General features: G+C 54.6%; 9 protein-coding genes, 1 tRNA gene and 1 pseudogene. 5 read left to right on the top strand and 6 right to left on the bottom strand.

Annotated features, from left to right (window positions below):
- The first annotated feature begins 85 nt into the window (after nucleotides 1–85).
- The 4 genes from V6607_RS00960 (at nucleotide 86) to V6607_RS00975 (ending at nucleotide 3,598) form a co-directional block, all read left to right on the top strand.
- Nucleotides 86–679: a hypothetical protein gene (locus V6607_RS00960; protein ID WP_008433680.1), complete on the top strand. Its 594-nt coding sequence runs from the start codon at nucleotides 86–88 to the stop codon at nucleotides 677–679.
- A 74-nt stretch (nucleotides 680–753) separates the two neighbouring features.
- Complete coding sequence (locus tag V6607_RS00965; protein ID WP_008433683.1) at nucleotides 754–2,415, top strand: VWA domain-containing protein; 1,662 nt, start codon at nucleotides 754–756, stop codon at nucleotides 2,413–2,415.
- Nucleotides 2,416–2,441: 26 nt separating this feature from the next.
- Nucleotides 2,442–3,002 carry an RNA polymerase sigma factor gene (locus V6607_RS00970; protein WP_003218160.1) on the top strand — a complete coding sequence of 187 codons (561 nt, stop codon included), beginning with the start codon at nucleotides 2,442–2,444 and terminating at the stop codon, nucleotides 3,000–3,002.
- A complete protein-coding gene (locus tag V6607_RS00975; protein ID WP_134325526.1) occupies nucleotides 2,999–3,598 on the top strand; it encodes a hypothetical protein in 600 nt (199 codons plus the stop codon). Before V6607_RS00970 ends, V6607_RS00975 begins: the two co-directional genes overlap by 4 nt.
- A 132-nt stretch (nucleotides 3,599–3,730) precedes the next feature.
- Here V6607_RS00975 and V6607_RS00980 read toward each other — a convergent pair whose 3' ends face one another.
- From V6607_RS00980 to V6607_RS01005, 6 genes and pseudogenes are all read right to left on the bottom strand, one after another.
- Nucleotides 3,731–4,738 (bottom strand): Abi family protein, encoded by a 1,008-nt coding sequence (locus V6607_RS00980; RefSeq protein ID WP_134325527.1) that lies wholly within the window; start codon nucleotides 4,736–4,738, stop codon nucleotides 3,731–3,733.
- A gap of 338 nt (nucleotides 4,739–5,076) precedes the next feature.
- Nucleotides 5,077–7,323, bottom strand: coding sequence for a S8 family serine peptidase (locus V6607_RS00985; protein WP_134325528.1), 2,247 nt, complete (start codon nucleotides 7,321–7,323; stop codon nucleotides 5,077–5,079).
- Nucleotides 7,324–7,327: 4 nt separating this feature from the next.
- A complete protein-coding gene (locus V6607_RS00990) occupies nucleotides 7,328–8,434 on the bottom strand; it encodes an ATP-binding protein (protein ID WP_134325529.1) in 1,107 nt (368 codons plus the stop codon).
- A 565-nt stretch (nucleotides 8,435–8,999) separates the two neighbouring features.
- Nucleotides 9,000–9,770, bottom strand: coding sequence for a hypothetical protein (locus tag V6607_RS00995; protein ID WP_166742127.1), 771 nt, complete (start codon nucleotides 9,768–9,770; stop codon nucleotides 9,000–9,002).
- Nucleotides 9,701–10,572: pseudogene (locus tag V6607_RS01000) on the bottom strand (integrase arm-type DNA-binding domain-containing protein); the annotation flags it as partial. The pseudogene V6607_RS01000 and the gene V6607_RS00995, both read right to left, overlap by 70 nt.
- Nucleotides 10,573–10,740: 168 nt before the next feature.
- Nucleotides 10,741–10,817 (bottom strand) — tRNA-Arg (locus V6607_RS01005).
- A gap of 395 nt (nucleotides 10,818–11,212) precedes the next feature.
- Between V6607_RS01005 and gabD the strand changes: the two genes are divergently transcribed.
- Nucleotides 11,213–12,655: an NADP-dependent succinate-semialdehyde dehydrogenase gene (gene gabD, locus V6607_RS01010; RefSeq protein ID WP_003218155.1), complete on the top strand. Its 1,443-nt coding sequence runs from the start codon at nucleotides 11,213–11,215 to the stop codon at nucleotides 12,653–12,655.
- The last annotated feature ends 48 nt before the right edge of the window (nucleotides 12,656–12,703 follow it).

Here is a 12,703-nt window from a genome sequence, read left to right on the forward strand (position 1 = left end):
TTACGGCCGATAGAAAACGGCATCGGGCTGCGGTTCTCCCACGTAGCCCGAGCCAGACTTTTAAATGTGCTCAAGGAAGTAACCCATGAAAAAGACCTCACTCTTAATCCTCGCCCTGGTCTTGGCCGGCTGCCACTCCACTGCCAGGAACTCCTCGCCAAGCCTGCTGACGGACGGCGTCCAGTTGCAGCAGAAAAAGGTCGAGGTGGACGCCGAACACGCCAAGGTCATCATGAAGGCAACCGGTTTTACCTATCCGGTGCAGTTCTCCGTACGCCGTAGTTCCGATGCAGATCAGCGTCCGGAAATCCTCGGGACGGTGGTGGATTCCGGCCGTGGCAAGGTATTCGGCTGGATCGCCAAGATGAACGAAGTGGGCAACAGCGCCGTCGCCAAACGCTTCCCGCAGTTGGAAGTGCAGGCTGACCCGGGGCAGCCCTTTGAAGTGATCGGCGAGTCACGGGTCTACAACGCCAACTATGTCGGCCTCGTCAAAACCTATGTGTATGAGTGCGGCCCCATGAGTTCGACCTTCAAGCCTGAGAAGCAAAAGGTTTACCTGGTGGAATTCGTGATTATCGGGAAGGGCTGTGAGCAGCATGTGTATGACGTAACTGCGCCTAACGAGCGTGTCCCGGTGGCGACTGTGGCAGCGACGGGAAATATTCCGTCGCTCTAAGTTGCTTTAACCCGAATCGCCAGCCCCTTGCGTCTGACCTTGTGAACGGATCATTCATTCACGAGGTTCAGCCCATGTCCCGTCCTCTTCTGCTGTTACGCCCTGCCGCCCAAGGCTTCACCGTGACCCTGCTGGTGGCGCTTGCCGGGTGTGGGCTCTCTTCATCCCGTGACGTGGCCAAGCCCGCTGAGTCGGCGCCTGTCGTGGAGGTGCAAAGTGAGCCCGCCAGCGTCCAGGGGGCCATGGTCAAGCGGATGGTTGCGCCTGCACCGATGGCGTCGCGATTGGTCATGAACGACTCGATCGCCATGCAATACCAGACCGAGCCTCGGGAGCACTATCAGAACCTCCCGGACAACCCGATTCGCAGCGTTGCCGAAACACCGGTCTCCACCTTCAGCGTCGATGTCGACACCGGCAGCTATGCCAACGTACGACGCTTCCTCAATCAAGGCAGCCTGCCGCCCGAAGGTGCTGTGCGACTTGAGGAGATGGTCAATTACTTCCCTTATGACTACGCCTTGCCCACCGACGGCTCGCCCTTTGGCGTGACCACTGAAGTAGCACCGTCACCCTGGAACCCCCACACCCGACTGTTGCGCATCGGCATCAAGGCCTCGGACCGCGCGGTGGCAGACCTGGCACCGGCCAACCTGGTGTTCCTGGTGGACGTATCCGGCTCGATGAATCGCCGCGAAGGCCTGCCTCTGGTCAAGAGCACCCTGAAATTGCTGGTGGACCAACTGCGCGACCAGGACCGCGTCTCGCTGGTGGTCTACGCCGGCGAATCGCGGGTGGTGCTCAAGCCCACCTCGGGCCGCGACAAAACCACGATCCGCAATGCCATCGACCAACTTACCGCCGGCGGCTCCACCGCAGGCGCGTCGGGGATCGAAATGGCCTACCAAATGGCCCGCGAAGGGTTTATCGACAAAGGCATCAACCGCATCCTGCTGGCCACCGATGGCGACTTCAACGTGGGCGTCAGTGACTTCGACAGCCTCAAGCAAATGGCCGTCGACCAGCGCAAAAGCGGCGTGTCCCTGACCACCCTCGGCTTCGGTGTGGATAACTACAACGAACACCTGATGGAACAACTGGCCGATGCCGGTGATGGCAACTACGCCTATATCGACAACCTGCGCGAAGCCCGCAAAGTGCTGGTGGACCAGCTCAGCTCAACCCTCGCCGTGGTGGCCCGGGATGTGAAACTGCAAGTGGAATTCAATCCGGCACAGGTCAGTGAATACCGATTGCTGGGCTATGAAAACCGCGCCCTGAAGCGTGAGGATTTCAACAACGACAAGGTCGACGCCGGCGAAATCGGTGCAGGGCATACAGTGACCGCGTTGTATGAAATTGTCCCGAAGGGTGAACAGGGTTGGCTGGAGCCACTGCGCTACGCATCGGCGGCCAAGGCTGACGGTAAAACTGATGAGTTGGCGATGTTGCGGGTACGCTACAAACCAGCGGAAGGCGGCGATAGCCGACTGATCGAACACCCGATCAGCAACCAGCACAGCGGCAAACCCAGCGACGACCTGCGCTTCTCTGCCGCCGTGGCCGCCTTCGCCCAGCAACTCAAGGGTGATGGCCGCTACACTGGCAGCATGAGTATCAAGGACACGGCCGCACTGGCACGTTCCGCACGGGGCGACGACCCTTTTGGTTTGCGCGGCGAGTTTGTGCAACTGGTCGAATTGGCCCAGAGCCTCCAGGCCCCGGCCAGACACTGATCCACCTCAAAGGAGTGCGCCACCTGATGGATTCACCCAGCGACGAAGCCTTGCTGTCCCGCTACCGCAGCGGCGACGGTGCAGCGTTCGAGGCCCTGTACGCGCGGCATCGACAGGGCCTGTACCGTTTTCTCGTGTCCTTGAGCAACAAGGCCGAACTGGCCGAGGAAGTGTTCCAGGACACCTGGCTCAGCCTGATCCGCAGCACCAGCGAGCCACAGGGGCGGGCGAGTTTTCGCACCTGGCTGTTCCAGATTGCCCGCAACCGCCTGATCGACCACTGGCGCAAGCACGGCATCCACAACCCGCTGCACGACAGCTACGATGAGCAGCTTCACGGCCAGCCCGACGACAGCGCCGGGCCTGAGCAACTGCTGAGCCTGAGCCGCGACCAGGCGCGCCTGGACAGCGCGTTGCAAGACTTGCCCGAAGATCAGCGCGAAGTGTTCCTGCTGCGCCTGCATGGCGAGCTGGAAGTGCCACAAATCGCCGCGCTCACCGGCGCCCCACTGGAAACGGTAAAAAGCCGCTTGCGTTACGCCCAGCAGAAACTGCGCCGACTGCTGGCCGAGGAGGTACCCGCATGACTGACTCCCGACATACCCAGGACTCGAACGACGAGCTGCTGATCGAGCATTTCCGTCAACACACCAGCGGCGAGCCGCCGGCTTCCCTGGACGCCTTCATCCTGGCCACCGCCCACCGTGAAGCACCGGTGCGGCAACCCGGCCTGTGGCAGCGCTGGTTACAGGCGTGCCAACGGCCGCGCTGGCAGATGGCGTTTGCCACCGTCGCGGGTGTGGCCCTGATGATTGGTTTGGTCACGCGCTCGCCGGTGCCGCAGCCGGAGTTATCCACAGGCACTTACGCGGCCGCCCCGCAGGAACTGGCCCGCCCGGCCCCGGCTGCCGCGCCGATGGCTCGATTCTCCGTGGCTCCGCAGGCTGACAGTGCGCCTCAGGTGCAGGCAGAAGTCGCGGGCTCGCTGGCGGATGAGCCGGTGGCGAAGATGAGCAAGCGCGCGGCTGTTGTGCTGCCGTCATTGGAGCAAGGGCTGCAGGAAATCCTGCGGTTGCGGCAGGCGGGAGAGGCGAAGGCGGCGGATGAGAAGCTGTTGGAGTTGCATAAGCGCTTTCCCAAGGAGGATCTGCCGGCGCGGTTGGAGGCGTTGAAAAATCCTTGAGGTGGAGGTCGCCAGCCGGTGGTTGACGAGAGACTTCCGGCCTTTATAATCATCCGCAACACGGCCCCTGTCGGTTGATGCGCTTCGGTGCAGCAATTGCTCAGGGGTTTTTTATTGCCTTGATTTTTTCGATTACCAATCGCGCTCCTGCCAGTGGTGATCCACTCCCATGCCCTCCAAATTCAGATCAAGGTGGGACAAGTCTGGAAAGTCATTCTCCAATAGTGCTTTCAGCCGTCGTCCCCAGCTTGATGACGGATTGATGACCTTCATCAAGTGGTGGGTGATACACAAGAGCATAAAAGGCCGCGCGCGTCGGTGTGCATCATCATGGAATGCGGCCAGTGCAGGAGCTTGTTCCTCAGGTGGCAGTTTTGGCTGATCAACGATGTTCCGATTCCACAGGCGACTGTGATGGGCGCATACGTTTCGCAGGTAGTTCAGGCTGCGCAGCCAACTGGCGAAGACCCTTCCATTGCTGATCCCGTACTCTTGAGATATGGCATCTTGATCCGCCTCAGTCATGCCAGCATAAAGGGTCGACAACGTGCCGAAGTCCCAAACCTCGCAAGCCACCCAGACCGCCAGCGGTAGGCCGTATTTTTCCTTGTTATGCCGGATAAAGTCTTCGTTCGAGCGGCTGATCAATGCGGCGTGTTTGCCTACCCAGGCATGATGTTTGGTGAGCCCGGTTTTGCCATCGAGCTGGGCGGAGAAACTTTCATGGAAAAGCTCAGGTTTTAGATACGCAAACTTTTCGTGCTTGCCCAGCCCATGGGATATGTCCACCCTCAATGCGATTTCGATACGTTCCAGGGCATCCATGGCCAGCAGGCGAAGTCTTTTATCAAACACATAAAGATCGACTGCGTTTTGGAATGTGGTGCCGGGTTTGAAAATGTCTAGTGGGATCCGCCCCGGTTTGGTTTTGGTCGGTTTCTGGTTTTTGTGCTGAATAAGCGGGCAGCACAGCTCGGTACGCTCACGAAAGGCGAACCAGTAGCCGCTGAGGCGGTAATAGCCAATGCGCTCCAGATACTCCAAGGCTTTAGATCGGTCTGTAACGATCATTCCGCGGGCTATCAATATCTCAAGTTGGTCCTGGTAGCTCTGCCAAGGCTTAGGGTAACCCTGGATCATTGGTGCATCACTTTAGGCATGTGCGAGTCCCTCCAGCTTGAAATCGATGCAAGCGCCCGCCCTTCTATGTGTGGCGTCACTCGGGCTTTCACTTTGCTGTTCGAGGAACTTATGGTCAGCCAGAAAACTGTTACTTTATTTGCATCTTCCTCCTTATCTTGCGCCCACAAAAAAGCCCCAGGCCTTTCGACCTGGGGCTTTTTCATCTGTATCTGGTGCCCCGACGGGCCTATAACCGGATGTATAACCTGATGATTTACATAGAATAATTATTCAGCTTCTTCATCAGGGATACAGGTCGGGATACAGGCTGTTCTTTCGCAGCGAGCTTTCTGGTATCAATGGCCCACTTCGATATCCGTTTCCAAATGCGTCGCGTTTTCTACGAATCCCGTGAGCTTACCCACCATGGAGTTATAAATACTTGGTGCATCTTCTGGAGCTTGAAACGTAAGTACAAATGCTATTTCTTGCTCTGGCAATTCGTGATGGTCGTTGAGGCCAAATTGATAGAGGTCTCTGGTGAAGACGCGAGCATTAAGCCTCATCGAGCCAGGCTGGATAGACCTTCCTGAGAATGGTTTTGCATGCCTCCTTATAGGACTCCACTTAGATAAATCCTTCCTCGCATTTTCTTCTTTAACCTTAGCTTCTTGCATCGATCCCAAAAGGTTCACGATCTTGCCGTTTGGACCTTTCGCTTGAAGAGCTACCTGTAGGCGTGTGGCAAAGTAATTAACACCACCAAGACCAGATACAAGAGGTTTAATGATTGCTGTAAGAGACGCTCTACCGGTGAGCTTCCCGTTGACCATCATCTCGGGAGGCACGGGAATGTCGTTCCAGTAATAGCTGCTGCCGGCTTTCAATCTGGACACCCAGGCCAATGTCACTGAGCCATCTTTGCAAACCCATGGCATCGTTTCAGGAGTCCACGGGGTGCCCCAACCCAACTCGTGGCAGTGGTCATCTCGTTCCGAGCAATTGATTAAAAGCGCACGTACTAGGTCGGGCGTTGGATTTTTCAAGTTGGCAAAAGTATGTGCCGCAAGTGAAGAAATTAACGTAGTGCTGTAACTAGTACCAGTATTAGTTACGCCGCCTATCATTCTAAGGCTCGAAAACCATGAAAGATCTGGCTTTTTCATTCCTGCCGGAGCAGGACCCTTTAAGCTCAAGGAGCATGCGGCTGAAGGAGCACCTGCAGTGCTGGCGGTGCGGCCACTTACAGTTAGTGCACCTTCGCAATCGGCTGGAGGGCACAGTTTTGATTTGTTTGAAATAGACGAATTTCCAATGGAAATTATAGGAAGTATTCCAAACTCTCGTGCAATTTTATTGATTTCGTGCCCTAAAAAACTAATTTCTTTAGAGTTGGCTGAGGGAGCTATTTCGTTGAAAGATAAGTTCCATACTTTTGCAAAGCTGCTGGTTGCAGAGGCTACATCTCTAAGGTAGGAGAGGAACTGATTTTGCGTAGGTTGTTTTGCGGTTCCATTTTTAGCAATTGCCTGCACTGTAGCAAACCGACAATTTAGCTCTGGAAGTGTTAAGTTATTATTCCAGGCATGACCGTTGCAAACTAGAGAGGTAATTTGATTGCCATGGATTCTATTTGCTGTGTAATCGTCAATGAGTGGGGGCGCTATCCAGTATTCGAAAGGCTCATAGCTGAGTGCCGAGCGCCCGCCATCAACCACCACTACAATAGGCAAATCGTCTGGGGAAATACTCGAAAGATCTGGCTCTTCCCCTTGGCCTGGAGGAGTAGAGTTAGAAGTTATGCCTGAAACAGGCTCTATTCGATACGTTGTCCCTGATGCGGCGATTTCCTGAAGCGATTCAATCGAGTTTACCTCGGCAGAAAAGGAAGCGATGCCGGAGTGTAAGTATTCTTGGCATGCTCTTGTAAGTACCGGATCTATATACTCCCCAAGTGGCACATCGGGTGTGGCGGAGTTGAAGAGATTTGAATATTTTTCATCTCCGAAAGATATTTTTTTATTTTTATAAAGCTCTATGATTTCGGAGACAACGGATACCCTGGCTGATTGTTCAGAGTACGGTAATAGCCAGAAGCTGAATTGCTTTGAGCTTTCGTTGCTTTCAGATTTCCATATCTCTTGAATGTTTTGACCGCGAAACGTTTCTGCTATATCAAATAAGTTGATCGACTCCACACGAGATATATCTACACGATCAACTATAGTTTTCGCGGTTTTTATACGGTTTGCCATCAATTCAAAGGCGTCGATATCACTCTCTATAAGATATCCGTCAAAGGCGGGCGCGACAATTCGACAACCAAACTGGCTTGAAAATATATCTTTCGGGGTCCAGGTGGATGCGTGTGAATCACTAAACATACGAGCAATAATATGGGTTTTGTTTCCATGTGTTTTTATTTTTTTTGCTTCTAGCATGAATCCATCAAAAGATTCTGAAAGCTTTTTCCGTTGTGTAGCAAGCCTACTTTGGCGAATGTCCTTCTCGTTCTTACCTCCTCCTTTAATAGGAGCCGGGGCAGGCCTTTTAAGGAAGGTTAGAACGGGGTTTATTAGTCTTTTTCCATTGCCTTCGGCCATTTTCTTAATCCTTTAAATAACTTGATATAGTTTGTCTGCTGGTGTTGAGTATTCTTGCCAAATCCACCTGAGTGACACCGTGTGTTCGATGCAGCAGGTTCGTTATACTCTTTTTTTCGACTGTAGAAAGCTCGCCATTAGTAGGGGTTGCCGTGTTCCCAAGTGAGCTCGCAATTACAGCGCTTACTACCGAACCGATATTGATATCCATTTTCGTTAGCACGCATTTTCTTCGTGTTGCGATCGAGATGCTTTCAATGTCTGCACCACTTAGTCCCTCAGATAACTTTGCCAATAGCGCTGTTATACTTTCATCCCCGCTGTCCAAGAATAAAAAGTGGCTCCAGAGATTTTGTCGTAAGTCATAGTCTGGAGTTTGAAAGTTTATTTTGTAGGGGAATCTTCTCCAGATCGCCGGATCTAGAAGGCCTGAATGGTTTGTAGCAGCAATAACTACTGCATGGTCGTCAAGTGAGTCTAAACCTTGGATTAGCGTATTAACTACTCGCTTGAGTTCACCGAGTTCATGTCGATCATCCCTAAGTTTCGCAACCGCATCAACCTCGTCCAAAAACAATATGGCATTTTTCTTTGGAGCGAAATCGAAGATTTGTCGAAGGTTTTTTGCAGTATCTCCGAGCAATGAGGATATTACAGAGTCAAGTCTAACGATATATAACGGGCGGTTGAGCTGAGCTGCAATATGTCCTGCAACAAGCGTTTTTCCTGTCCCTGGTGGACCAGACAGCAAAAGGTTTAATCGGCCTGCTAAACCGTGGGATATAAGTTCTTCGATATTTACTACGTCTGCTATAAAGGTTTGAAAAACATTTTTTGCTTCGCTATTTAAAAATAACGGACTAACCGGCCATTGAGCCTCTTCTAATAGCGGCGCCCGGGACTTCATGTCTACAGGGAGGCTCTCCATATAGCCTGAACTTTGAAGAGGTACCCCTCTCTTTCTTAATATCGACTTTATCTTTTGCGCTGATTCTAAATCATAGTTGCTTATGCACTTGGCAATCTTGTTGCTAGCAGTTCGGACATTTGAATAGTTAGCTTCGAGAGATGCTTCTATTAACGCGATGATGTCTTCTGAGCTAACCTGCATTTTGGATATTTCCTTTACATACAGCTGAAAATCGTTTGGCAGTGATGTTAATCAAAATGCTGAATATGTCAAGGTCTTGGCAGGTTTGTGCCAATTGATTTTGAATTTCTGTAAAGCTTGCCAATGTGAGTGCCCTGTTAAGCACTCTGAGGCAGCCTCAAGACTCGCAGAGCCCTTCTTTATAAAATTTTTTTTGACTTTGCGTGAGTGCGACTAACTAGAGGTGCCAATCTGCCGCTGCAGCGTTGCCGGTGCAGGGATTTGCAGGTTTTTCAGGAGCCAGTGGACAGGCGTTCGCCCCTGGCCAGGCTGAGCTGTACGCCAATGCAGGCCTGCAGAGTTTTCGGTCTGTTTAGACCGCAGGTGTGGTGGGGGGACAACAGCGCGCGCCGGGGTGGAGGCTCGCCATCCAGCGCCGGGAGCTCGACCAGTGGGACCATCCAGAAATTGGCTCTCAGGAGCTCAACTGGCGCCATGGCCAGCACTTCCATTGCGCTAGTGGGGAATCTCATCGAAAACGAAAAAGCCGCCCTAAGGCGGCTTGCATGCTGTGTGTGGATCGAATTCAGGACGTTTGCGTTTGAGTGTGTTGCTCAATCATTGCATTCAACTCCGAACGGCGGCGCGCTCGATAGATCGGGCTCTTCAACTCTTTCTCGCCGGTGGTGAAATCGTCACGCGGAACGATAGAAAGCGCCTGCCACACGGCATTGTCATCGACGGATAACGCAGCACTTGCTCGATCAATAAAACCGAACAAGGCTTCTCCTAGGCGTCGTGCTTCCTCGCTGCTGACGGCCTTTTTTTCGTCGCTAAACGTCGCCTCTTGATAGAACGCATCCTTCTCTATATCCCGTTGGATGATGAGCTTTTTACGCTGTAATGCTTTAAGAAACGCTTCTGCTTCGGGCAGTGCGAAAAGAGCGGTCGCAGAGGTGGTGAGGCAATGATCGCCATAGAGCGCAAACGCCGTCTCGCGACTACTCAGATAGCGCTCACGGGCTTCATAGGTATCTATCTGGCACAACTCCATTGCCGGTTGCAGTTCGCCGGCCAGGCAAGCGTACTCCAATGCCAATTCGCGGCTGTCCAGTTCCTGGCGCTTGAAGTTGCGAATATCTTTGGTCAGCACGCCATCGCTTTCCCGGAAAAGCTTCCGCCAGGTAGCTCCATCTAGCATCGCTTGCTGTTCGGCCGCGCCGGCTGTTTTGCGGTGTTTTTCTTCTCGCGCTCTCAAGCCTTCAAAGCGCTCGCGTATAGACAGGTAACCGCCTGCTTTGACAGAGGTACTAGATGGTCGCGGCGATTTTTCATGCGGGCAGCCGGAATGCTCCAAAGTGCGTTTTCAAGGTCAAACTCCGACCAAGGCGCCTCACGTAGCTCGCTTGGCCGCACGCCGGTCAGCGTCAATAGGTGCAGGCCAAGGCGCAGATCTAAAGCGTGAGGATATGTGCGGATGGCGCGGAGCAGTTCAGGAAGCTCTTTCGCCGTGACGTGGGCGTAGTTCTCGGCTGGCTTGGATTGCAGGAAACGACTAAGGCCTTCCAGCGGATTGTGAATGGCTCTGCCTGTCACTCTCGCCAGATCTTAGATTTCCTTGCAGGAGCGGCGAACGCGGCTCATTTGTTCAAGGATTCCCTTTCGCTCAAGTGTTTGTAGAAAGTCCATCCATTGCTTGGGCGTTATCTCTGCATACGGTCTTTTGCCGAAAACGGGGAAGACGTGGAGCTGTAGAGCGCCGACTGCGCGTTTTGCGGTGCTGGCTTCCCAGCCAGGGCTGCGAATTTCGATCCACTCGCGAGCCAGGATCTCGAACGTGTTTGTTGCCGCTTCGAGTTCAGCCGCCTTGCGGGCTTTGCGTGCAGCGATAGGGTCGCCGCCGTTGGCTATTTCCTTGCGGTACTCGGCGGCCTTTTTCCTGGCCAGCGCACCACTGACCTCCGGGTAGCCGCCTAAGCCAAGCCAGCTCCACTTGCCCGCTTGGTTTTAGTATCGAAGTTGCCAGGATTTCTGGCCATCCGGTTAACGCGCAGATAGAGGCCGCTGCCGTCGAGCTCGCGATATTCCCTGGTCTCGGGTTCGATGCTTGCTAGCGCGGTGTCACTGAGCGGCCTGCGTTTGATTTCTGACCGTTTCACGCTCGTGTATCCCCTCGGTTCTAGATATGGCCAAGGATACACCGAGGGATACACACAGCTGAAGTATGAGGGGAGATGACTATAGACAAGCAGAAACAACAAAGCCCGCACAGGGCGGGCTTTGCGGGGCGTTTCGTAGTCATCAGGAGACAACCAGAAACATCATTTTGGTGCACCCGGCGGGATTCGAACCCACGACCCCTGCCTTCGGAGGGCAGTACTCTATCCAGCTGAGCTACGGATGCTTGTGCGGGCGACATCATACCCATGTCGACCTTGGGCGTCCATGCCGCTTTTCGCCCGGCCACCGGTAGGAATACGCGCCGCTGACGCCCTGTGCCGGGCGTCTCGGCGCAATAGGGCGGAACTCGCCCGAAACACGCTGATCAGAAAAATCGAGCAAATGCGCCGTTTTCGTTCTTTTTTTCGAACAGACTATTGCCCTGCACCCCCATTGATCCTAGGATTCGTTTGAGATTTCAAACGCTCCTGCCTGGGTGCTGAACCGCACATTTGTCCTTTCGTGCGCTATTTACGTGCTTGCGCCCAGTGAATGATTTCCCTGACGGCAGCCCTCAAGGCGCCTTTCAACAACTCTAATTCGCTCCGCGCGTGCGCGGTGCTGTTAAGGAAAGCCGACATGCAGCTCAAAGACACCCAGTTGTTCCGCCAGCAAGCCTTTATTGATGGCGCTTGGGTCGATGCGGACAACGGTCAAACGATCAAGGTCAACAACCCCGCTACCGGCGAAATCCTCGGTACCGTGCCAAAAATGGGCGCCGCCGAAACCCGTCGCGCCATTGAAGCAGCTGACAAGGCCCTGCCGGCCTGGCGTGCACTTACCGCCAAGGACCGCGCCAACAAGCTGCGCCGCTGGTTCGAGCTGATCATCGAGAACCAGGATGACCTGGCTCGCCTGATGACCCTGGAACAAGGCAAGCCGCTGGCCGAAGCCAAGGGCGAAATCGTCTATGCCGCCTCGTTCATCGAGTGGTTCGCCGAAGAAGCCAAGCGCGTCTACGGTGATGTGATTCCCGGCCACCAGCCGGACAAGCGCCTGATCGTGATCAAGCAACCAATCGGCGTTACCGCTGCCATCACGCCGTGGAACTTCCCGGCCGCGATGATCACCCGTAAAGCCGGCCCGGCCCTGGCTGCCGGTTGCACCATGGTGCTCAAGCCTGCATCGCAAACCCCGTTCTCCGCGTTCGCCCTGGCCGAGCTGGCCCAGCGTGCCGGCATTCCGAAAGGCGTGTTCAGCGTGGTCTCCGGCAGCGCCGGCGATATCGGCAGCGAGCTGACCAGCAACCCGATCGTGCGTAAGTTGTCCTTCACCGGCTCCACCGAAATCGGTCGCCAGCTGATGGCCGAATGCGCCAAGGACATCAAGAAGGTTTCCCTGGAACTGGGCGGTAACGCGCCGTTTATCGTGTTCGACGACGCAGACCTGGATAAGGCCGTCGAAGGCGCGATCATTTCCAAGTACCGCAACAACGGCCAGACCTGCGTCTGCGCCAACCGCCTGTACATCCAGGATTCGGTGTACGACGCGTTCGCCGAGAAACTGAAAGTGGCAGTGGCCAAGCTGAAGATCGGCAACGGTCTGGAAGAGGGCACCACCACCGGCCCGCTGATCGACGAGAAGGCGGTGGCCAAGGTGCAGGAGCACATCGCTGATGCCCTGAGCAAAGGCGCGACCCTGTTGGCTGGCGGCAAGGTGATGGAAGGCAACTTCTTCGAGCCGACCATCCTGGTCAACGTGCCGAAAGATGCTGCCGTGGCCAAGGAAGAAACCTTCGGCCCACTGGCGCCGCTGTTCCGCTTCAAAGACGAAGCCGAAGTGATCGCGATGTCCAACGACACCGAGTTCGGCCTGGCTTCCTACTTCTATGCCCGCGACCTGGGCCGTGTGTTCCGTGTGGCTGAAGCCCTGGAATACGGCATGGTCGGCGTCAACACCGGGTTGATCTCCAACGAAGTGGCGCCGTTCGGCGGCATCAAGGCTTCGGGCCTGGGCCGTGAAGGCTCCAAGTACGGGATCGAGGACTACCTGGAAATCAAATACCTCTGCCTGGGCATCTAAGCCCGGCAAGGCATTGTTGCAAACGCAAAGGGCACGAGAGCGCTGTCC

Source organism: Pseudomonas sp. KK18, from assembly GCF_037094675.1.
Taxonomy (GTDB): domain Bacteria; phylum Pseudomonadota; class Gammaproteobacteria; order Pseudomonadales; family Pseudomonadaceae; genus Aquipseudomonas.